Raw genomic sequence first — 21,306 nt, 5'->3', positions numbered from 1 at the left:
CTCTCGGTCAAATCAGCGAGACATTACCGCCGGCATGGCGCTCGAGCCGTCCGGCTAGGTCGAGCTCCAGCAGCACCATGAACACTTGGGCGGGATGCAGGCCGGTGTGGCGGATGATCTCGTCTACCGCCACTGGCGTCGGGCCGAGCGCCTCGACGACGCGGTCGCGGTCGTCCTCGCGCGGCGGCGGCGTTGCCGAAAAGTCGGGCGGCTCCTCAAGCGGCGATGTCCTTGGGGCCCAGGCGCCGACCAGCGGGGCGATCGCACTGGTGATATCGGCGGCCTCGGTGACAAGGGTTGCGCCGTCCTTGAGCAGGCCATTGGCGCCGGCAGCGCGCGGATCGAGCGGCGAACCGGGAACGGCAAAGACCAGCCGGCCCATCTCGCCGGCGAGGCGGGCGCTGATCAGCGAGCCGGAGCGCTGTGCGGCCTCGACCACCACCAATCCCAATGCAGCACCGGCGACGAGCCGGTTGCGGCGCGGAAAATCCTGTGCGCGCGGCTGCCACCCAAACGGCATTTCGGAAATGATGGCGCCGCCGCGTTCGGCGATCTCGTCGCACAGGCCGGCATTTTCGGGCGGGTAGGGCAAATCGAGGCCGCCGGCGAGCACGCCGATTGTGCCAGTCGCAAGGCTGCCCTGGTGCGCGGCCGTATCGATGCCGCGCGCCAGGCCGGAGACGATGCCATAGCCGTCGCGGCCGAGATCCGCCGCCAGCATCCGCGCCATCTTGATGCCGGCCAGCGATGCGTTGCGAGCGCCGACGATGGCGACCGCTGGCAAGCGGAACACCGCGCTATTGCCCCTGACCGCGAGCAGCGGCGGCGGATGATCCATGCTTTTCATCAGCGGCGGATAATCCGCTTCGCCGATGCCGACGAAGCGGGCGCCAGCCCGCCGGGCGGTCTCCAGCTCCGCCTCGGCCTCGGCAATGGACGGGATGCGGACGATTTTTTTGGCGCCACCCGAAATCATCAGCTCGGGCAGCATCGATAGCGCTGCTTCGGCCGAACCGAACCGGTTGATCAGGTCGCGAAAGGAAGCCGGGCCGACATTCGGCGTGCGGATCAGACGAAGCCAGCTCAGCCGCTGCCGGTCGCTGAGGCGCGGCCCGGCGTCGGGCTCGCTCACTCCTTGGCCCCGATCTTACCCTCGGTGCCGGCAAGCAGCCGCGCAATGTTGGCGCGGTGCTTTACGATGACGATTAGGCTCATCGCCGCGAAAAGCCCGGCAATCTGCGGCGTGCTCAGGAAATACAGTGCCATGGGCACCACGACTGCTGCCGTCAGCGCCGCGAGCGAGGAGTAGCGGAACAGGAAAGCCACCGCCAGCCAGACGACGGCGAAGATCAGCGCCGCCTGCCAGGCAAGGCCGATCAGCACGCCAAGGTAAGTGGCGACACCCTTGCCCCCCTTGAAGCCGAGCCAGACCGGAAAGAGATGACCTAAAAACACGCCGAAGCCGGCCCAAAGTCCGAACTCGGGCGCAAAGCGGCCTGCGATCAGCACCGCCGCGGTGCCTTTAAGGGCGTCGAGCAGAAGCGTGGCCGCGGCCAAGCTCTTGTTGCCGGTGCGCAGCACATTGGTGGCGCCGATGTTGCCGGAGCCGATGTTGCGCACGTCGCCGAGGCCGGCGGCACGGGTGATCAGCAGGCCAAACGGGATCGAGCCGAGAAGATAGCCGAACACCAATGCCAAGACGGGACTGTAAGCCATTGTTTCCCCGAACTTTCCTTGGCTGAGCGGATTTTAAGCCGTGACACCTGTTTTCGTCCTAGGCCGAAAACACTGTGCGGCCCGCCACCATCGTTTGCAAGACCTTGCCTTGCAGTCGTGCGCCTTCGAAACAGGTGTTTTTCGAGCGTGAGCGGATGCCGCTCTCGCTGACGACCCATGGCTCGTCCAGATCGACGAGCGAAAGGTCGGCCAATGCCCCCGGTTTCAGCGTGCCGCCGGGCAGGCCGAACAATCTTGCCGGCGCGGTCGACAGTGTCTCGACCAGCCGGAGCAGCGTCACGTCGCCATTGTGATAGAGCCGCAGCGCTGCGCCTAGCAGCGTTTCCAGGCCGATGGCGCCGGCCGCGGCATCGGCAAAGGGAAGGCGCTTGGTGTCGACGTCCTGCGGGTCGTGCGAGGAGACGATGAGATCGATGGTGCCGTCCTTGATCGCTTCGATCATCGCCAGCCGGTCTTCCTCGGCGCGCAGCGGCGGCGTCAGCCGGAAGAAGGTGCGGTACTCGCCGACATCATTCTCGTTGAGCGACAGATTGTGGATCGACACGCCTGATGTGACATTGGCGCCATCGGCTTTCGCGCGTGCTACCGCGCTTGCCGCCATAGCCGTCGAAATCTTGGCAGCGTGATAGGCGCCGCCGGTCAGGCGAGCCAACGCGAGATCGCGCTCCAAGGGGATCGATTCGGCTTCGCGCGGAATGCCGGCAAGGCCAAGCCAGCTTGCGTAAAGGCCTTCGTTCATCACGCCGGCCGAAGCGAGGTCGGCGTCTTGGGTTTCATGCGCGATGACGCCACCGAAATCGCGCGCATAGGTCAGCGCGCGGCGCATCACCAGCGCGCTGGCAATAGAATGCCGGCCATCGGTGAAGGCGACCGCGCCGGCCTCGCGCAGCAGGCCGAATTCGGTCATCTCGCGGCCTTCCAGCCCCTTGGTGATCGCTGCTGCCGGCAAGATGTTGACGATTGCGGTGTCCTTGGCGGTGCGCAGCACGAACTCGACCAGTGCGACATTGTCGATCACCGGGTCGGTATCGGGCATCATGACGATTGAGGTGACGCCGCCGGCCGCCGCAGCGATGCTCGCCGAAGCAATGGTCTCCCGGTGTTCGCCGCCGGGTTCGCCGATGAAGACGCGCGCGTCGATCAATCCGGGGATGATAGTCTTGCCGGCGCAGTCGATGATGGTGGCGCCGTCGGGCGCGCCCTGGTTCAAGGCCGCCTTGCCGGCGGCAACGATTTTGCGGCCTTCAACGATGACGGTGCCGACCTCATCGATGCCGCGCGACGGGTCGACGATGTGGGCCCGGCGGAAGACCGTAATGCTCATCAGGCGCGGCCCTCGTGATTTCGACGGGGGTCGAGCAGCGCTTCCATAACCGCCATGCGCACGGCGACGCCCATCTCAACCTGTTCCTGGATAACGCTTTGCGGGCCGTCGGCGATCTCGGAGGCGATCTCGACGCCGCGGTTCATCGGGCCGGGATGCATGACCAGCGCACCGTCCTTGGCCGCCTTCAGCTTCTCCGCGTCGAGGCCGAAATAGCGGAAATATTCGCGCACCGACGGTACGAAAGCGCCTTCCATGCGTTCGCGCTGCAGGCGCAGCATCATTACCACGTCGGCGTCCTTCAGACCCTCGGCCATGGAACGTGTGACGATGACGCCCATCTTCTCGATGCCGGCGGGCAAAAGCGTCGAAGGGGCGACGACCCTGACCTGGGCACCAAGCGCGTTGAGCAGGATGATGTTGGAGCGGGCCACGCGCGAATGCAGGATGTCGCCGCAGATCGCCACGATCAGCTTCGACAACGGACCCTTGACGCGGCGGATGGTCAGTGCGTCGAGCAGCGCCTGGGTAGGGTGCTCATGGGCGCCGTCGCCGGCATTGACCACCGAACAGCCAACTTTTTGGGCAAGAAGTGCTGCCGCGCCGGCCGATTGATGGCGGATGATCAATATGTCGGGACGCATGGCATTCAGCGTCATCGCCGTATCGATCAGCGTCTCGCCCTTTTTCACCGACGAACTCGCTACGGACATGTTCATGACGTCGGCGCCGAGCCGTTTGCCGGCCAGCTCGAATGACGATTGCGTACGGGTCGAGGCTTCGTAGAAGAGATTGATCTGGGTGCGGCCGCGCAGCGTCGATGTCTTCTTGTCCGACTGCCGCGAGATGGCAACGGCCCTGTCCGCCCGGTCGAGCAGAAGCTCGATGTCGGCAGGGGAAAGATCGCGGATGCCCAGAAGATGGCGGTGGGGATAAAGCGGCAGGGACGATGCGTCGGTCATCTCAAGTCGCTGCTATAGGGGGGAGGCTCCGCGGCTGCAAGCACCGGCTTGGGATTGGATTGGTTCTCCCCGGTATTTTCGTCGCGCGCCGCTGGCCATAGGCTATAAACCGCCTTGGCTTTGGATTCGCAGCCTTCAGGTGATAAGGACGAAGCGTGACCGACGACGTGACCAACCAGCCGCCGCCGCTGGCCGGCGGCAACGCCTGGCGGGGCGATCCGTTGCTGATCCAGCTTGCCGAGCGCTTTTCCGATCCGGTGCGCAAGGACCTCGACGGGCTTGGCCGGTTCGTTCTGACCCATGAGGCGCAGGAACTGGCCCGTCTTGCCAATGTCGAGATGCCGAAGCTCAGGACCCATGACCGCCAGGGCCGGCGCATCGACCAGGTCGAGTTCCATCCCGCCTATCACGCGCTCATGCGCCGCTCTGTTGCCAACGGGCTGCATTCGTCGGTCTGGGAGAATGGCGACGCCGAGATCGGCCGGCGCCACCAGGTGCGCGCTGCACGCTTTTACCTCACGGCTGAGCTCGAGACCGGACATCTCTGCCCGATCACCATGACCAGCGCTTCGCTGGCAGCGCTGATGGCCAGCCCGAAGCTGTTTCGCGAATGGGCGCCTCGGGTGACGACGCGCAAATACGATCAAAGCCAGAAGCCTCCGGTCGAAAAAGCCGGGCTGACGCTCGGCATGGGCATGACCGAGAAGCAAGGCGGCACCGATGTCCGTGCCAACGTCACCAGGGCCGAGCGCGCCGGCAGCGGGTTTTATCGCCTGACCGGCCACAAATGGTTCATGTCGGCGCCGATGTCGGATGCCTTCCTGGTGCTCGGACAGGTGCCGGAGGGACTGTCGTGCTTTCTCGTTCCCCGCCTGCTCGGCGACGGATCCGGCAACGGCTTCCGTTTTCAACGGCTGAAGGACAAGCTCGGCAACCGATCCAATGCCTCGTCGGAGGTGGAATTCGTCAATGCCATCGGCGAGATGGTCGGCGAGCCCGGCGCGGGCGTGAAGACGATCATGGACATGGTGACCCTGACGCGGCTCGACTGTGCCGTCGCCTCATCGGCGATCATGCGGGCCGGACTGGCCGAGGCCGTCCACCACACGCGCCACCGCAAGGTGTTCGGAACCAATCTGGTCGAGCAGCCGCTGATGCAGCGGGTGCTGGCCGATATGGCGCTCGACGTTGCCGCCGCTACTGCGCTGTCGTTCCGGCTGGCGCGCTCCTTCGACGAGGCGGCCGGCGACCGCGGCGAGGCGGCCTTCGCGCGCGCCATGACGCCGGTCGTCAAATACTGGGTCTGCAAGATTGCGCCGCCGTTGCTCTATGAAGCGATGGAGTGCCTCGGCGGCAATGGCTATGTCGAGGAGGGGCCGCTCGCCCGCTACTATCGCGAAGCTCCGGTCAACGCGATATGGGAGGGATCCGGCAACGTCATGGCGCTCGACGTGCTACGTGTGCTGGGGCGTGCACCCGGCCTGTTCGATGACGTGCTGGCCGGCATCGACCGCGATCTCGGCGCCGGCGGACGCGGCACCGTCGGCGTGCTCAAAGCGGCAATGCAGGTCGCTGCAACCGACGAGGGCTCGGCGCGGCTCTTGACCGAGCAATTGGCATTGTCGGCGGCGGCGGCAGAGCTTCGCAGGTTGGGGGCAGGGCGGATCGCCGACGCCTTCGTCGAAACGCGCCTCGCCGGCCAGTGGCGCAATACCTATGGCATGATCGATTCCCGCCATGATGCGCGCATGATCATCGATACGCTCTACCCGCCGATCAACTAAGGGCCGTCGCCCAATTCGCTGCCGCTCTCGCGACCCTGTGGATGGCCGTTAACCTTAACGAATGGTTTCCATTGCGGCGGCCGGTGGCAAAGCCCAGTGTTATGGTTAAGGCAAGGATTGTTCAGCTTGAGCGGCTTTGCCCTGCGAAGCAGGAGCGTCATGCGGCATATTCTGAGCTCTTTTCTGGCATTGCATTGGGCGGCCGTTTTCGCCCTGCTGGCGTTCATTTGCATCGACGGGAATCGAGGCGTGGCGACGGCCCTTGGCGTACTGGGCGTTCCCGTCCAGAACACTCGATTTGCCGATCTCGAAAACGCCGTCGTCGTGGCGCCGCTCGCCGTGGCACTGCTTGTCGTCGCGGTGCTGTTCTGCTGGGCCTTTGTTGAAGCACTGACCAGCGACACGACCAACCCGGATCCCGCCGACAGCGTCATGCGAATCGCCTTCATTTCCGCCTTAGGCGTGCTGTCGCTGATCGTCATCGGCGGCGCCGCGCAAGGCATCAATGGGCTGTTCATGATTGTCGCGGTGCAATTGGCGGCACTTCTGGCGTCCTATGTCGCGGTGCTCGCGGAGCGGCGGTCGACCGTTGCCGCGGCAGCTCCAGGGACCGGCGAAATCCGAGCGGCCGCGCATGTCATGGCCAAGGCAGCGGCGCATAATTCCTCGCTTGCCCGCATTTCCGGCCGGCTGGATTCGAGGGATGACCGCTGATGCGCACCTTGTTCGCGCTGTGGGCGGCTCCGCTCCTCTTGTTTTGGGGCTGGTTCTTTCTGTCGCTCAACGACATCAATTTCGGCTATGTCATGCTGAGCCGCCAATTACACGATCTCGTCTTCCAGCTCTATGGACAGATGCTGGGCGTCGATCCGGCGCTCATTCCGGGCATGGTGGCGAAAGCTTGCGTATTCGACGGCGTGCTGCTGGTGGCGTTCTGGGCATTTCGCCGCCGCAAGACGATTGGTGGCTGGATCACGGCGATGCGCAACCGCTATTTCGACCAGGCATCGACGCCGAGCGCCTGAAGCCGGTCGAGAACGCCCTGGAGGATGAAAGCGGCCGCCGCTGAATCGATCTTGCCGGCGCGTTTCTTGCGGGAAAAATCCATCTCGATCAGTGTTCGCTCGGCCGCCACCGTCGACAGCCTTTCGTCCCAAAAGACGAACGGCAGATCGGTCAATCCAGCCATGTTGCGGACGAAAGCGCGGGATTTTTGGGCGCGCGGGCCTTCCGAGCCGTCCATGTTGATGGGGAGGCCGATTGCCACGGCGCCGGCATTCTCCTTCTGCAATAGGGCGAGCAGCACTGCGGCATCGAGCGAGAATTTCCTGCGCATGATGACGGGGCGCGGGTGCGCGAACGACAAGCCGCGGTCCGAAACCGCCACGCCGATCGTTTTGTCGCCAAGGTCGAGACCGGCCAGGGTCTTGCCGCCGCCCAGCCGGGCCGGCAACTCCTCGATGGTGATGATGCCCAACGGCTTTTCCTTTGACCGCGACGCCGCACGTCCTATACGCGCAAAGCGTGCGCGGCACTTTAATTTCGCCGTCGGCGTTCTATCCTCTACCGAAGCAAAAATCGAGGAAAGCATTGATGAAACTGACCTGGTACGGACATTCGGCATTCAGAATCGAAATCGAAGGCGCGAAAATCCTCATCGACCCCTATCTGGTCGGCAATCCGTCATGGGCGGGCGGCTGGGAAGGGCCGGCCGAAGGGATCACGCACGTGTTGCTCACCCATGGCCACAGTGACCACATCAGCGGCGCCGTCGAAGTGCTCAAGAAGCGCGGCGCGATGCTGGTCGCCAATTTCGAGATTTGCATGTACCTGGTCGGCAAGGGTGTCGGTGACAAGCAGATCAATCCCGGCAATATCGGCGGCACCGTCGATTGCGGCGGCTTCACCACCACCTTCGTTCAGGCTCTGCATTCATCGTCCTTTCCGGGCGAGGGTGGCCAGAATACCTATCTCGGCAATCCGGGCGGGCTCGTCCTGCACTTTCCCGAGGACAAGACGCTTTATCATATGGGCGACACCGACATTTTTTCCGACATGGCGCTGATCAACGAGTTGCACGAACCGAAGATCGGCATCGTGCCGATCGGCGACCGCTTCACCATGGGTGGCGCGGTAGCAGCCCTTGCCTGCCAGCGTTTCTTCAAGTTCGAGACGGTCGTTCCCGCTCACTTCGGCACATTTCCGATGATCGATCAGACTGCCGACAAATTCGTGGCCGGGCTGGATGGATCGGGTGTGAAAGTTGCGTTGCCGAAGATCGGCGAGACGATTACGCTGTAAAGAAAGCCGGTCCGGAACGATACGATGCGCTTGAGAAATTCTCTTTGCATTTCAATGCTGGTTGCCGCGTCGCCGACGCTGGCCGCGGAAAATTTCATCGAGGGCGTCTATCTGCAATCGGAGGACCTCTGCGCGCAGGCCAAAAAGGATACGCTGCAGACGGTGATCGAGGGCGGCAATATCGTGCTGTCGGCAAATGGCCTGGAAAGCATCGAATATAATTGTGAATTCCTGCAGATCACCAAAGCGACACGCTCACCGAGCTGGGCGGTGACCGCTATATGCCAGGAGCCGGGCTACGTCTTTCCCGATGTTCTCTCACTGACACAGATGAGCCCGAAGCAGATCGACCTGGTATCGGTTCGGCCTGCCGCCGACGAAGGCGAGCAGAGCGGCAACGGCGGCAGTTATTTCCTCTGCGACGGCGTGGCGATGCCATAGGGCAGTTGAAGGCACGATGCATGTTGCGTGGCACGCGCCGCGCCGCTATAGCGCTGGTTTTCCCGAGGCACAAACATGTCCGTTGATATAAAAACTGTGAAGCGCGTCGCGCATCTTGCCCGTATTGCGGTGAGCGAGGAGGATGCAGAGCGCATGACCGGCGAATTGAACGCCATTTTGGGCTTTGTCGAGCAGTTGAACGAGGTCGATGTTTCCGGCGTCGAGCCGATGACCTCGGTCACGCCGATGGCAATGAAAAAGCGCCAGGACGTCGTCACCGACGGCGGCAAGGCAGCCGACATCGTCGCCAATGCACCGGCGACCGAAGAAAATTTCTTCCTTGTGCCGAAGGTCGTGGAGTAGCAGGCCGATGGCAATCGACATCGCGGCTGAGACGCCGCTGCAGGACGATGTGCGTGGGCTGATCGAGGAGCTCAACGCCACATTGCTGGAGCTGACGCCGCCAGAGCATTGCTACCACTTGACGGTCGAGCAGATGGCGGACCGCAACACGACCGTCTTCATCGCCCGCGACAACGGCCTTGCCATCGGGTGCGGCGCACTGAAGCGCCACGATGCTGTCGTAGGCGAGGTCAAGCGCATGTATACGCGACCGTCGCATCGCGGCCACAAGATCGGCGCGAAGATTGTCGAGCGTATCGAGGCGCTGGCGCGCCAAGAAGGGCTTAAGCGTCTGGTGCTGGAGACGGGCGACCGTCATCCCGCCGCCTGGACCGTCTACGAACGCGCCGGTTTTTCGCGGTGCGGCCCGGTACTGGATTATCCCGATTCCGAGTGGTCGGTGTTTTACGAAAAGAGCCTTGCCTGATGAGCGACCTTACCCAGCTGACGATTTCGCAGGCCCGCGCCAAATTGCGCTCCAGGGAGATCACAGCCACCGAAATCACCGAGGCTTATCTATCGGCGGTCGAGCGAGCCAATCCGGCGCTCAATGCCTACGTCGTGGTCACCGACGACAAGGCGCGCGACATGGCCAAGACCTCCGACGCGAAACTGGCCAAGGGCGAGGGCGGGTCGCTCGAGGGTATCCCGCTCGGCATCAAGGATTTGTTCGGCACCGAAGGCGTCCACACCCAGGCCTGCAGCCATGTGCTGGACGGCTTCAAACCGCGCTACGAATCGACGGTCACCGCCAATCTGTGGGCGGATGGTGCCGTCATGCTCGGCAAGCTCAACATGGACGAGTTCGCCATGGGCTCGTCCAACGAGACCTCGCATTACGGGCCGGTCATCAATCCGTGGCGGCGTTCGCGCTTCGACACGGTGGTAATGCCGACGACACATCAGGGCGAGGGCGGTTTCGTTTCGGCCGGTGGCACCAGGACCGCGCGCACGTTGGACAATGCCCAACTGGTGCCGGGCGGTTCGTCCGGGGGCTCGGCGTCAGCCGTCTCGGCCTTCCTGTGCGCCGGCGCTACCGCGACCGACACCGGCGGCTCGATCCGCCAGCCCGCCGCCTTCACCGGCACGGTCGGCATCAAGCCGACCTACGGCCGCTGCTCGCGCTGGGGGATCGTAGCTTTCGCCTCGTCGCTCGACCAGGCCGGGCCGATCGCGCGCGACGTCCGCGATGCCGCGATCCTGTTGAAGTCGATGGCTTCGGTCGACCCGAAGGACACGACCTCCGTCGACCTGCCGGTGCCGGATTACGAGGCGGCGATCGGCCGCCCGATCAAAGGCATGAAGGTCGGCATCCCAAAGGAATATCGTGTCGATGACATGCCCGCGGAGATCGAGGCGCTGTGGCAGAAAGGCATTGCCTGGCTGCGGGATGCCGGCGCCGAGATCGTCGATATCTCGCTGCCGCACACAAAATACGCGCTGCCGGCCTATTACATCGTGGCGCCGGCCGAAGCCTCGTCCAACCTCGCCCGTTACGACGGCGTCCGCTATGGCTTGCGCGTGCCCGGCAAGGACATTGTCGACATGTATGAAAAGACCCGCGCCGCCGGCTTCGGGCGGGAGGTCAAGCGCCGCATCATGATAGGCACCTATGTGCTTTCCGCCGGCTATTACGATGCCTACTATCTGCAGGCGCAGAAAGTTCGAACCCTGATCAAGCGTGACTTCGAAAATGTATTTGCAGCAGGCGTCGACGTCATCCTGACGCCGGCAACGCCTTCCGCTGCCTTCGGCATCGCCGACGAGGACATGGCCGCCGACCCGGTCAAGATGTATCTCAATGACATTTTTACGGTGACGGTGAACATGGCCGGCTTGCCAGGCATAGCGGTTCCAGCCGGGCTCGACGCCAAGGGGCTGCCGCTCGGCCTGCAGCTGATCGGCCGGCCTTTCGACGAGGAGACGCTGTTCCAGACCGCCCACGTCATCGAACAGGCGGCCGGCACATTTCAGCCGGAAAAATGGTGGTAGGATCGTTTCTCATCTGAGGGGTGAGGGATGTTCTTCTATGTCTCCAAGATTCTGTGGCTCTTCGTCCAGCCGCTTAATCTCGCGATCATCCTGCTGCTGGCTGGATTGCTTGCGGCATTGGTCGGGCGCAAGAGGCTGTTTGCCACCGGCAGCGTGCTGGCATTCCTTGTCCTTGGACTCTCGGCGTGGACCTCGCTCGGCGCAGTGATGCTTAATCCGCTCGAGGAGCGTTTCCCTAGGCCAGCCCTGCCGGAACGAGTTGACGGAATCATTGTGCTCGGCGGCGGTATGGAGAGCGCCATCAACTTCGTCCGCAGCGGCTATGAACTCAACGCCAGTGGCGATCGAATGGTCGAGGCAGCGGTGCTGGCACTGCGTTTTCCGACAGCTAAGGTCGTCATTTCAGGTGGCCCCATTGCAATGGTCCGCGAAGACGAGGGCGATGCGGCGACAGCTCCACGCCTGTTCACTGCGCTCGGCGTGACGGCCGATCGGCTGGTCCTTGAGGGCAAATCACGCAACACCTACGAGAATGCGGTCTTCACCAAGCAACTGATCACGCCAAAACCGGGCGAGACCTGGCTGCTGGTGACCTCGGCCTTCCACATGCCGCGCGCCAAGGCGCTGTTCGACAAAGCCGGCTTTCCGACGGTTCCGTGGCCGGTCGACTACCGCACCTCCGGCAAGGAAGGCATCGGCCTGTTCCGCACGGATGCCAACGAAGCACTGCAGACCACAACCATCGCGACCCGTGAATGGATCGGGCTGATTGCCTACTGGCTGTCAGGCCGGATAGACCGGCCTTTTCCGGCGCCGGATGTTGGGCCGGGCGGCTGACCGAGCACTGCTTGTCGCGCCGCGGAGAAAAACTGCCGGCGCACCAGCACCGCCAGGAGCAGCAGCGTCGACAGGACGAACACCGTGGGATCGACGAACCAGCCGAGATAGCCGATCGAGAAGAACACGCCGCGCAGGCCCGAATTGAAATGCTTTCCGGCCAACATGTTCATGCGCGCGGCACGCCACACCGCCGTTTCGGTGACCGGATTGCGCGACGCCTCGCCATGTGGAATCGGCACGGCGCCGATCAGGATCGAGCAATAGTTGAACAGCCGGTAAGCCCAGCCGAACTTGAAGAAGGAAAAAGCCAGGATCAGCACCAGCCCGAACACCTTCGTCTGGAAGGCCGCGCGTGAAGACGTGGCGCCAAACGGCAGGTCGGTCAACACGGTCAGAACCTGATCGGAGGCGCCGAGCAGGGCAAAACAGCCGCCGATCGCAATCAGCGAACTCGAGGCAAAGAAGGCGGTTCCCTGCTGCAGGCCGCTCATGATGGCGGTGTCGACGATGCGGATCTCGCGCTCGGCCATGGTCCGCATCCAGGCCTCGCGCTGCGCGTTCATCGCCCTCGTCAGCGACATGCGGCTGACCAGCATTCCGTCGGCGGCGAGCGTATGCAGCACCCACGCGGTAAGGAAGAACCCCAGCGCCGCAAGGTCGGCCGTCGATAGGTGAAAGGAATCGCTCATGCGTTGCTTTTACCACAGGCGGCAGTAACGCTTCGATGGCCGAAGCTGGAATGTCGCTGCCGGAGCAAACAAGGTCGGCAGGCGCAGCGCCGCAATCTTCAAAACAGCGGAAAACATCATGGGAATTCCTATATGTAGACCTCAACAGGGTCCCAGGAGAAAACGCCCACGTGTTCCTTTCGGTTTTCGACTTGTTCAAGATCGGCATCGGCCCATCGAGTTCGCACACGATGGGGCCGATGACGGCCGCGCGGCGGTTTCTCGACGAGATTGCGGGAGACGACTGGCCGCGCCCGGCCGGCGCCAAGGTCGACCGGATCGCTGCCAGCCTGCATGGCTCGCTCGCCTATACCGGCATCGGCCATGGCTCCGATCGTGCCGTGGTGCTCGGCCTCGCCGGCCAGACGCCGCAGACGGTGGATCCCGACCTAGCAGACGGCATCGTCGCTGGCATCGCCGCCGAGAAGCGGATTTCGCCGCCCGGCCATCCGTCCTACCGTTTCGACCCGGCAACGGATCTGGTGCTGGATCGCAAGACGCCGCTGCCGGGTCACGCCAATGGCATGGCGTTTTCTGCCCATGATGCCGGCGACCGGTTGCTGCTGAGGCGCGTCTACTATTCGATCGGCGGCGGCTTCGTAGTGTCCGAGGAAGAACTGCAGCGGATGAAGGCGAGGGGCTCGGCGACAACCGAAGGCAAGAAGGTTCCGTATCCGTTCAGGAACGCCGTCGAAATGCTGTCCATGGCAGCGAAAAGCGGGCTTTCCATTGCCGAGATGAAGCGCGTCAACGAGGAGACACAGATGTCGCGCGGGGAGCTCGACGCCGGCCTCGACGGCATCTGGAGCGCCATGAAGGGCTGCATCGAGCGCGGCCTGTCGCAAGACGGCATCATGCCGGGCGGACTCAAGGTGCGCCGCCGTGCCCGGATGCTGCACGACAAGCTGCAGGAGCAATGGCAGCAGAACCGGCCTAACCCGCTGCTCGCCAACGACTGGCTGTCGATCTATGCGATGGCGGTCAATGAGGAGAACGCTGCCGGCGGCCGTGTCGTCACCGCGCCAACCAATGGGGCGGCCGGCACTCTGCCCGCAGTGCTGCGCTACTGGTTGCATTTCCATCCCGAAGCCGACCAGCCCAGCATCCGCGATTTCCTGCTGACGGCGGCGGCCGTCGGCGGCATCATCAAAACCAATGCTTCGATCTCGGGGGCGGAAGTCGGCTGCCAGGGCGAGGTCGGTTCGGCTTCGGCAATGGCTGCGGCGGGATTGTGCGCCGTCATGGGCGGCACGCCCGAGCAGGTCGAGAATGCTGCCGAGATCGCGCTGGAACATCATCTCGGCATGACCTGCGATCCGGTCGGCGGCCTGGTGCAGGTGCCGTGTATCGAGCGCAACGCGCTTGGTGCCGTCAAGGCGGTGACCGCCGCTTCGCTGGCCATCAAGGGCGACGGCGTTCATTTCGTGCCGCTCGATGCCGCGATCGAGACGATGCGCCAGACCGGCCTCGACATGAACGAAAAGTACAAGGAAACCAGCCTTGGCGGATTGGCCGTCAATGTCGTGGAGTGCTGAGCGCCAATCTGGCGGCATGGACCACCACTGTGGAGAAGTCGATCAGGCCGTTGACGCGTTCGCGTGCTGGACTAAACCTTAAACGATGTCTCTCAATCTCATAAAGCTTTGCGTCGGCTGTGACAGCGTCGAGGATCTGGAAGAGTGGATTGCCTTCCGTCTCGACGAGCGGCGCCGCGCCGGCGAACCGGCCGAGCACTACCACACCACCCGCATGGTGCCGACGCGTGGCGCCGAGATTACCGACGGCGGCTCGCTCTACTGGGTGATCAAGGGCAATGTCCAATGCCGCCAGCTGATCACCGAAATCCGGCCCTTCACCGATGACGAGGGCATCGGCCGTTGCCATCTGATCCTCGATCCCGAGGTCGTGCGCACTGACTGGCAACCGCGCCGTGCATTCCAGGGGTGGCGCTACCTGAAGCCGGCGGACGCGCCGGCCGATCTCGGCAAGGGCAAAGCCGGGCTGATCGAGATGCCGCCGAAGCTCAGGCGTGAGCTTGCCGATCTCGGCCTGCTCTGACGCCGAGAAACGCAAACGCCAAGATCACCAGCCGAAGCGCTGTCCGCAGGTGCCATCATCACAGGTCCTCCAGGTCGCCTCATCTGGGCTTGCAAGCCGGGGAACAACGCCACATCTTGAATGTCATGAGCGACAAGAAGCAGCCCGTGCCTGCAAGGGCCAATCCTGCGCCGGTCGAGTCTCAATCGAGCACCGGCGAGATCGACGCGTTTCTCCGTCAGGCAAGGACGCTCGCTGCATCCGCCACCGGTTCAGGCAGGCTGATCCTGTCCCTCGACGCGACAATGAGCCGCCAGCCGACCTGGGATCTCGCCTGTGCGCTGCAGGCCGAGATGTTCGACGCCGTCGGCAAGGCCGGGGCGCTCAAGGTTCAACTTGTCTATTTTCGCGGCCTTGGCGAGTGCCGCTCATCCGCATTCGTCACCGATACCGCAGCTCTGAAACAGCTGATGACGCGCATCAACTGCCGCAGCGGCCATACCCAGATCGGCAAGGTGCTCGCCCACGCGCTGAAACAGACGGCGGCGGCCAAGGTCAACGCGCTGGTCTATATCGGCGACGCGATGGAAGAAAACATAGATGATCTGGCCGAAAAGGCCGGCAGCCTCGGTCTGCACGGCGTTCCTATCTTCGTCTTTCAGGAGGGCCATGATGCCGCTGCGGAAAAGGCGTTCAGGGAAATTGCGCGGCTGTCGAAAGGGGCCTGGTTCAGGTTCGATCGGCGGGCTGCCGCGACGTTGGCCGGCCTGCTTTCGTCCGTCGCCGTGTTTGCCACCGGCGGGCTGAAGGCACTGGAGGCCCGGGGCAGGCCGGAGGACCGACTGATGATCGAGCATATGCGGGGCGGCGGAAACTGATGGGCGCGATTATCGCTTTCGTAGCATTGCTTCTGGTGTTTCTCGGCATGCTCACCATCTTCCTGCGCGCCGATCCGGCGAAGCTTGCAGGCGGCATGAGGACGCTTGGACCTGTGCTGCTCGGGCTGGTCGGCGTCGCCGTGCTGCTGGTCGGGCGCGAGGGCATCGGGGGCTTGATCCTGTCGGCTGCGCTCGCCTGGTACGGCTCCATGCGCATGAATCGGCCGGCAGCCAAACTGGCGGCAGGCAAGCGTTCGACAGTTCGTACGGCGGCGCTTGAGATGGAACTCGATCACGATACCGGCGGCCTCGAAGGCCTTGTGCTGGCCGGGCGCCATGAAGGCAAGATGCTTGGCTCGATGGGGCTTGCCGAATTGCAGCAACTCTATCGCGAACTCTCCGGCGATCCGGAGAGCCGCCAATTGCTAGAGACGTATCTTGACGGCCGATTTCCCATCTGGCGCAAAGACGCTGATGCGAATGGTGGCGAAGGGCTGGGTGTTGCGCCAGGTTCTGGCGCCATGACTAAGGAGGAGGCCTACAAGATCCTTGGTCTTGAAGCGGGGGCTGCCGCGGCGGATGTCCGCAAGGCGCACCGCCGCCTGATGCAGCGCCTGCACCCCGATATCGGTGGCACGTCTTTCCTGGCGGCGCGGATCAATGAAGCCAAGGACGTCTTGCTCTCCAATCACAACTAGTCTCCTTCGACGCAAGAACTTCGGGACAGATATCGTTTCGCGCGCCGCTTACTGCTGGACGGCGTAGCACTCGATCTTCTTCTTTTTCAAAGCGTTGCAGGCTTTCCAGGCAGCCGTCTTCGAACCGAAACCACCGAACCGGGCGCGGTAGTAGGTGACACCGTCCTTGTCGAAGGCGACGGTGAAACCGGAGGCATCGGTCAGAACGGAGGGCGCCTGCTTCGTCGCTTTGTCGAGGAAAGCCTTCGCTTCGGCCTGTTTTGGCGAAGAGGCGACCTGTATTGCCCAGCCGGATGGCACCGACGCCGTGCTGACCGGATCGACCTCTGCCGCCGGTTCGGCATAGGCTGCGGCGACCCGGGCTGTCGCCACGTCGTCCACCGTCGACACAGCCGTCGTCTTGACCCTCTTGGCCTGAACGACCGGAGCGGTCTCTTCAACGACGGGCGCATTTTCCTCGACAAGAGAGGCAACGGCATCGTCGTCCGGCTTACTGTCCGGTGTCGGCGCGTCATGCTTCGGTAGAAGCACCTTGGCCAAGGCTGAAATCGGATTGCCGCCGCCGGCCTTGGCAATCAGCACGCCGCCGCCGCGCGACGACGCCTGCGGCATGTAGGCATTGATCAACCCGGCCATCTGGCTGTCGCGGCTGCCTCCGGACCTGCCGCCCATGACCACCGCTACGATGCGCCGATCGCCATCCGAGACCGAGGAGACCAGATTGTAACCGGAGGCGCGGGTGTAACCGGTCTTGATGCCGTCGACGCCCTTGATGCGTCCGAGCAGACGATTGTGGCCGTTGATGCGCTGCCGCCCGTAAAGAAAAGAGCGCTGCGAGAAATAGCCGTAGTATTGCGGGAAATGCTCTCTCAGGGCGATGCCGAGCATCGCCATGTCGCGCGCGGTCGTGAACTGGCCGGGATCAGGCAAGCCGTTGGCGTTGCGGAAAACGGTTCCCCTCATGCCCAGCGCCCGCGCCTTGGCGGTCATCATGCGGGCGAAATTGGCTTCGTTGCCGCCGAGCGTCTCGCCAAGCGCCGTTGCGGAATCGTTTGCCGATTTGGTCACCATCGACAGGATCGCGGTCTCGACCGTGACCGAGCCGCCCCGCTTGACGCCGAGCTTCGTCGGCGGCTCGGCAGCGGCATTGGCCGAGAACACGACCGGGGAATTCTTGCTGATCCTGCCCTTCGCCAACGCCTCGAACGTCAGATAGAGCGTCATCATCTTGGTAAGCGAGGCCGGATAGCGCCGGCCATCGGCATCCGACGAATAAAGCACCTTGCCGGTCTTGGCATCGATGACGATGGCCGCCGACTTGGCCGCCATGGATGAAGCCGCGTCCGCGACGACGAAGCTCATCGCCATGGCGAGGATCATGATCGTTTTGAAGGGGGACACGGATTTGGAAACGAAGCCCGACAACGCCTTACGCACTGATAGTTCCTTTGAATTTCCGTTGCCTTGGAGGCGGCAAAGGGTCCTGCCTCACCTCCGGCCACGCTAACGCGGGCAGCGTTACCAATCCGTTTATGGTAACCGCCGCGTTCATCATTTTCTGTGGGATTGAGCTTCTCTTTATTCGAATCTTAGCGATTGCCGGCAGCTCACGATCCGCATTGCCGCGGGAATCTTGACTTTTGTGCACTGCACAATATATTTACACGCATTGCACAACGCGGCCGACAAGCCGCGTCTATCGTCCAAGGCAACCGTTCAAGGGAATGCGTGAAATGACCCAGACCTATGAAGATTTCAGCAAATACGGCAAGGAATTTGCGGACACCGGATTGAAGAGCTTCGCCTCGCTGTCCAAGGGGGCGCAGGCTATCGCCGCCGAGGCGGGTGAGTACACCAAGAAAAGCTTCGAAGCCGGTAGCGCCGCTGTCGAGAAGCTCTTTTCCGCCAAGTCGCTGGACAAGGCGATCGATATCCAGTCTGACTATGCCAAGCAGTCCTATGAGAGCTTCGTCACCGAGGCCACCAAGCTTGGCGATCTCTATGCCGAACTCGCCAAGGAAGCTTACAAGCCGTTCGAATCGATCGTCGCCAAGGCGAAGTAAATTCGACGAACATTCCGAGCCGGCCCTTGGGCTTGCAAAGACAGACCCGGTCGCAAACGCGCGGCCGGGTTTTTTCATGCCGGCTCGAAATCGGGGGCCTGCGGTCTTCACGATTTGAAAAATCGGTCAAGTTTGGCCACCTAGCCATATTGTCAGCTAAACAGAAGGGCTTAAAATCGTCCATCGAACACCTACATGTCGAGCATGCATGAGGATTCGAAAGAGGCAGGACTACGTGACTATAGGTTTGACTGCCACGAGCTACGTGGTGCGAATGCAGAACGGCAGCAACGGCAATGAGGCCGGTCGCGGCACGGCCGTCATCACGCGCACAAAAACCAAGACCAAGAAGCCCAGTCTGTATCGGGTCCTCATTCTTAACGACGACTACACACCCATGGAATTCGTGGTCCACGTGCTGGAGCGCTTTTTCCAGAAGGACCGCGAAGCCGCCACACGCATAATGCTTCATGTTCACAATCATGGGGTGGGCGAGTGCGGGGTCTATACATTCGAGGTGGCCGAGACCAAAGTGTCTCAGGTCATGGATTTCGCCCGACAGAATCAGCATCCGCTGCAATGCGTGATGGAGAAGAAGTGAGGTAACATGCCGGCTTTCTCCCAAGGCCTGGAAAAGGCGCTTCACCAAGCGCTGACGCTCGCCAATGAGCGGCACCATGAATATGCAACCCTTGAACATTTGCTGCTCGCCCTGATCGACGACACCGAGGCGGCCGCCGTCATGCGTGCCTGCAACGTCGATCTCGACGAGTTGAAGCATACGGTCCTCACCTATATCGACACCGAGCTCGACAACCTTGTCACCGGCTACGATGAAGATTCCAAGCCGACTGCCGGTTTCCAGCGCGTCATCCAGCGCGCGGTGATCCATGTGCAGTCGTCTGGCCGCGAGGAAGTGTCCGGTGCCAACGTGCTCGTCGCCATCTTCGCTGAGCGCGAGAGCCACGCCGCTTACTTCCTGCAGGAACAGCAGATGACCCGCTACGACGCGGTCAACTACATCTCGCATGGCATCGCCAAGCGCCCCGGCGCTTCCGAGACGCGGACGCCGCGCGGCGCCGACGACGAGCAAGGCAGCCAGAGCGGAGCCGAGCCGCAAGAGGAAGGCGGCAAGAAGAAGCAGCAGCAGGACGCGCTGACCGCCTATTGCGTCAACCTGAACAACAAGGCCAAGGCCGGCAAGATCGATCCATTGATCGGTCGCGAGAGCGAGATCAACCGGACCATCCAGGTGCTGTGCCGCCGCTCCAAGAACAACCCGCTCTATGTCGGTGATCCTGGCGTCGGCAAGACGGCAATCGCCGAAGGCCTCGCCAAGCGCATCGTCGAGGGCGACGTTCCCGAAGTGCTGCACAATGCCACCATCTTCGCGCTCGACATGGGCACGTTGCTGGCCGGCACCCGCTATCGCGGCGATTTCGAGGAGCGGCTGAAGCAGGTCGTCAAGGAGCTCGAGGATTATCCCGGCGCCGTGCTGTTCATCGACGAAATCCACACCGTGATCGGGGCAGGGGCCACCTCCGGCGGGGCCATGGATGCGTCGAACCTGTTGAAGCCGGCGCTGTCTTCGGGCGCGATCCGCTGCATCGGCTCGACCACCTACAAGGAGTTCCGCCAGTTCTTCGAGAAGGACCGCGCGCTGGTGCGGCGCTTCCAGAAGATCGACGTCAACGAGCCGACTGTCGAGGACGCCATCGAGATCATGAAGGGCCTCAAGCCCTATTTCGAGGAGTTCCACAAGGTCCGCTACACGAGCGAGGCGATCAAGGCTTCAGTCGAGCTCTCGGCGCGTTACATCAACGACCGCAAGCTGCCGGACAAGGCGATCGACGTGATCGACGAGACCGGCGCCTCGCAGATGCTCGTGCCGGAAGCCAAGCGCAAGAAGACCATCGGTATCAAGGAGATCGAAGCGACGATCGCCACGATGGCGCGTATCCCGCCGAAGACGGTTTCCGCCGACGACGAGAAGGTGCTGCAAGGCCTCGACATCGAGTTGAAGCGCGTCGTCTACGGCCAGGACACCGCGATCACCGCGCTGACTTCGGCCATCAAGCTGGCGCGGGCCGGCCTGCGGGAACCGGAAAAGCCGATCGGCTCGTACCTGTTCTCGGGTCCGACCGGTGTCGGCAAGACGGAAGTGGCCAAGCAACTCGCCGCGTCGCTCGGCGTGGAGCTGATCCGCTTCGACATGTCGGAGTATATGGAACGCCACACCGTTTCGCGGCTGATCGGTGCCCCTCCCGGCTATGTCGGGTTCGACCAGGGCGGCCTTCTGACCGACGGCGTCGACCAGCATCCGCATTGCGTGCTGTTGCTGGACGAAGTCGAGAAGGCGCATCCGGACCTGTTCAACATCCTGTTGCAGGTCATGGACCACGGCAAGCTGACCGACCATAACGGCAAGCAGATCGACTTCCGCAATGTCATCCTGATCATGACCACCAATGCGGGCGCGTCCGATGCGCAGCGCGCGGCCATCGGTTTCGGTTCGACCAAGCGCGAAGGCGACGATGTCGAAGCGATCAACCGGCTGTTCACGCCGGAGTTCCGCAACCGTCTCGATGCGATCATTCCGTTCGGCTCGCTGCCGGTGCCGGTCATCCATCAGGTGGTGCAGAAGTTCGTCATGCAGCTGGAAGCGCAGCTTTCCGAGCGCGGCGTGACATTCGACCTGTCGCAGGAGGCGATCGCATGGCTGGCCGACAAGGGCTATGACGAGCGCATGGGCGCCCGGCCGCTTGGCCGTGTCATCCAGGAGCACATCAAGAAGCCGCTGGCCGACGAGGTGCTGTTCGGCAAGCTCAAGAAGGGCGGCACGGTACGTGTCACCGTCGAGAAGAAGGAAACCGGCGAGACCGGCCTGAAGCTCGAATCGCTCGCCGACGAGGCGCCGGTGAAGCCGAAGAAGGAAGAGCCGGACGACGTGCCGAAGGCCAAGAAGGCCGTGGCGAAGAAGCCCGCCGCGAAAAAGGCGGCGGCGCCGAAGCCGGAGCCGAAAGGCAAGGATGGTGGCAAGCGCAGCCTTGTGCCGCAACTGCCGCGTAAGAACTGACGAATCCACAAGTCAAAAAAAGCCCCGGCACCGGGGCTTTTTT

At 62.9% G+C, this 21,306-nt stretch carries 23 protein-coding genes; 16 read left to right on the top strand and 7 right to left on the bottom strand.

From position 1 onward, the window contains the following. Positions 1 to 7: 7 nt before the first annotated feature. The 4 genes from dprA to NKJ81_RS12140 are packed head-to-tail and all read right to left on the bottom strand — an operon-like array spanning position 8 to position 4,023. Entirely contained in the window at positions 8 to 1,132 is a 1,125-nt protein-coding gene (dprA, locus tag NKJ81_RS12155; protein ID WP_352540581.1) for a DNA-processing protein DprA, read from the bottom strand. Continuing rightward, positions 1,129 to 1,716 (bottom strand): glycerol-3-phosphate 1-O-acyltransferase PlsY, encoded by a 588-nt coding sequence (gene plsY / locus NKJ81_RS12150; RefSeq protein WP_352540580.1) that lies wholly within the window; start codon positions 1,714 to 1,716, stop codon positions 1,129 to 1,131. Before plsY ends, dprA begins: the two co-directional genes overlap by 4 nt. Before the next feature lie 58 nt (positions 1,717 to 1,774). Further along, positions 1,775 to 3,061: a dihydroorotase gene (locus tag NKJ81_RS12145; protein WP_352540579.1), complete on the bottom strand. Its 1,287-nt coding sequence runs from the start codon at positions 3,059 to 3,061 to the stop codon at positions 1,775 to 1,777. Further along, complete coding sequence (locus NKJ81_RS12140) at positions 3,061 to 4,023, bottom strand: aspartate carbamoyltransferase catalytic subunit (RefSeq protein WP_352448791.1); 963 nt, start codon at positions 4,021 to 4,023, stop codon at positions 3,061 to 3,063. Before NKJ81_RS12140 ends, NKJ81_RS12145 begins: the two co-directional genes overlap by 1 nt. A gap of 155 nt (positions 4,024 to 4,178) precedes the next feature. Here NKJ81_RS12140 and NKJ81_RS12135 point away from each other — a divergent pair, with 155 nt between their 5' ends. The 3 genes from NKJ81_RS12135 (at position 4,179) to NKJ81_RS12125 (ending at position 6,832) form a co-directional block, all read left to right on the top strand. Then, entirely contained in the window at positions 4,179 to 5,807 is a 1,629-nt protein-coding gene (locus NKJ81_RS12135) for a DNA alkylation response protein (protein ID WP_352471675.1), read from the top strand. A 159-nt stretch (positions 5,808 to 5,966) separates the two neighbouring features. Further along, positions 5,967 to 6,521, top strand: coding sequence for a hypothetical protein (locus NKJ81_RS12130; protein WP_352471674.1), 555 nt, complete (start codon positions 5,967 to 5,969; stop codon positions 6,519 to 6,521). Further along, complete coding sequence (locus NKJ81_RS12125; RefSeq protein WP_352471672.1) at positions 6,521 to 6,832, top strand: DUF6105 family protein; 312 nt, start codon at positions 6,521 to 6,523, stop codon at positions 6,830 to 6,832. Before NKJ81_RS12130 ends, NKJ81_RS12125 begins: the two co-directional genes overlap by 1 nt. Here NKJ81_RS12125 and ruvX read toward each other — a convergent pair. Further along, the gene (gene ruvX, locus NKJ81_RS12120; protein WP_352471671.1) at positions 6,799 to 7,284 is read right to left on the bottom strand and encodes a Holliday junction resolvase RuvX; all 486 of its coding nucleotides are present in this window, start codon (positions 7,282 to 7,284) and stop codon (positions 6,799 to 6,801) included. The two genes, NKJ81_RS12125 and ruvX, sit on opposite strands and share 34 nt — an antisense overlap. Positions 7,285 to 7,400: 116 nt before the next feature. Here ruvX and NKJ81_RS12115 point away from each other — a divergent pair, with 116 nt between their 5' ends. The 6 genes from NKJ81_RS12115 (at position 7,401) to NKJ81_RS12090 (ending at position 11,780) form a co-directional block, all read left to right on the top strand. Then, positions 7,401 to 8,108: a metal-dependent hydrolase gene (locus NKJ81_RS12115; RefSeq protein ID WP_352540578.1), complete on the top strand. Its 708-nt coding sequence runs from the start codon at positions 7,401 to 7,403 to the stop codon at positions 8,106 to 8,108. A gap of 24 nt (positions 8,109 to 8,132) precedes the next feature. After that, on the top strand, positions 8,133 to 8,549 hold the full coding sequence (locus NKJ81_RS12110; RefSeq protein WP_352471669.1) for a hypothetical protein: 417 nt from the start codon (positions 8,133 to 8,135) through the stop codon (positions 8,547 to 8,549). 75 nt (positions 8,550 to 8,624) lie between these two features. Continuing rightward, on the top strand, positions 8,625 to 8,912 hold the full coding sequence (gene gatC, locus NKJ81_RS12105; protein ID WP_023674910.1) for an Asp-tRNA(Asn)/Glu-tRNA(Gln) amidotransferase subunit GatC: 288 nt from the start codon (positions 8,625 to 8,627) through the stop codon (positions 8,910 to 8,912). Positions 8,913 to 8,919: 7 nt separating this feature from the next. After that, positions 8,920 to 9,378 (top strand): GNAT family N-acetyltransferase, encoded by a 459-nt coding sequence (locus tag NKJ81_RS12100; RefSeq protein ID WP_352502374.1) that lies wholly within the window; start codon positions 8,920 to 8,922, stop codon positions 9,376 to 9,378. Beyond that, positions 9,378 to 10,943 carry an amidase gene (locus tag NKJ81_RS12095; protein WP_352502375.1) on the top strand — a complete coding sequence of 522 codons (1,566 nt, stop codon included), beginning with the start codon at positions 9,378 to 9,380 and terminating at the stop codon, positions 10,941 to 10,943. Before NKJ81_RS12100 ends, NKJ81_RS12095 begins: the two co-directional genes overlap by 1 nt. 27 nt (positions 10,944 to 10,970) lie before the next feature. Continuing rightward, on the top strand, positions 10,971 to 11,780 hold the full coding sequence (locus NKJ81_RS12090) for a YdcF family protein (protein WP_352540577.1): 810 nt from the start codon (positions 10,971 to 10,973) through the stop codon (positions 11,778 to 11,780). On the opposite strand, the gene NKJ81_RS12085 is transcribed toward NKJ81_RS12090, so the two are convergent. Further along, a complete protein-coding gene (locus NKJ81_RS12085; RefSeq protein WP_352540576.1) occupies positions 11,717 to 12,472 on the bottom strand; it encodes a DUF599 domain-containing protein in 756 nt (251 codons plus the stop codon). The two genes, NKJ81_RS12090 and NKJ81_RS12085, sit on opposite strands and share 64 nt — an antisense overlap. A 170-nt stretch (positions 12,473 to 12,642) precedes the next feature. Between NKJ81_RS12085 and NKJ81_RS12080 the strand changes: the two genes are divergently transcribed. The 4 genes from NKJ81_RS12080 to NKJ81_RS12065 all read left to right on the top strand — a co-directional run bounded on the left by NKJ81_RS12080 (position 12,643) and on the right by NKJ81_RS12065 (position 16,124). Then, positions 12,643 to 14,046 (top strand): L-serine ammonia-lyase, encoded by a 1,404-nt coding sequence (locus NKJ81_RS12080; RefSeq protein ID WP_352471665.1) that lies wholly within the window; start codon positions 12,643 to 12,645, stop codon positions 14,044 to 14,046. Between the two features lie 85 nt (positions 14,047 to 14,131). Then, positions 14,132 to 14,569 carry a DUF1489 family protein gene (locus tag NKJ81_RS12075; RefSeq protein ID WP_352466463.1) on the top strand — a complete coding sequence of 146 codons (438 nt, stop codon included), beginning with the start codon at positions 14,132 to 14,134 and terminating at the stop codon, positions 14,567 to 14,569. A gap of 125 nt (positions 14,570 to 14,694) precedes the next feature. After that, entirely contained in the window at positions 14,695 to 15,426 is a 732-nt protein-coding gene (locus NKJ81_RS12070) for a vWA domain-containing protein (RefSeq protein ID WP_352540575.1), read from the top strand. Next, positions 15,426 to 16,124 (top strand): DnaJ domain-containing protein, encoded by a 699-nt coding sequence (locus NKJ81_RS12065; RefSeq protein ID WP_352448805.1) that lies wholly within the window; start codon positions 15,426 to 15,428, stop codon positions 16,122 to 16,124. The genes NKJ81_RS12070 and NKJ81_RS12065 overlap by 1 nt, the downstream gene beginning before the upstream one ends. 48 nt (positions 16,125 to 16,172) lie before the next feature. On the opposite strand, the gene NKJ81_RS12060 is transcribed toward NKJ81_RS12065, so the two are convergent. Continuing rightward, a complete protein-coding gene (locus NKJ81_RS12060; RefSeq protein ID WP_352540574.1) occupies positions 16,173 to 17,561 on the bottom strand; it encodes an SPOR domain-containing protein in 1,389 nt (462 codons plus the stop codon). A 296-nt stretch (positions 17,562 to 17,857) separates the two neighbouring features. Here NKJ81_RS12060 and NKJ81_RS12055 point away from each other — a divergent pair, with 296 nt between their 5' ends. From NKJ81_RS12055 to clpA, 3 genes are all read left to right on the top strand, one after another. Further along, positions 17,858 to 18,187, top strand: a complete 330-nt coding sequence (locus tag NKJ81_RS12055) for a phasin family protein (RefSeq protein WP_352471661.1) — start codon at positions 17,858 to 17,860, stop codon at positions 18,185 to 18,187. 274 nt (positions 18,188 to 18,461) lie between these two features. After that, entirely contained in the window at positions 18,462 to 18,788 is a 327-nt protein-coding gene (gene clpS / locus NKJ81_RS12050; protein ID WP_023717744.1) for an ATP-dependent Clp protease adapter ClpS, read from the top strand. A gap of 6 nt (positions 18,789 to 18,794) precedes the next feature. Continuing rightward, positions 18,795 to 21,263, top strand: a complete 2,469-nt coding sequence (gene clpA / locus NKJ81_RS12045) for an ATP-dependent Clp protease ATP-binding subunit ClpA (protein WP_352540573.1) — start codon at positions 18,795 to 18,797, stop codon at positions 21,261 to 21,263. Positions 21,264 to 21,306: the final 43 nt, after the last annotated feature.

This window comes from Mesorhizobium sp. M0018 (genome assembly GCF_040323955.1).
GTDB lineage: Bacteria > Pseudomonadota > Alphaproteobacteria > Rhizobiales > Rhizobiaceae > Mesorhizobium.
The sequence above is the reverse complement of the archived record's forward strand: the minus strand, read 5'-3'. Positions and strand labels throughout refer to the sequence as shown.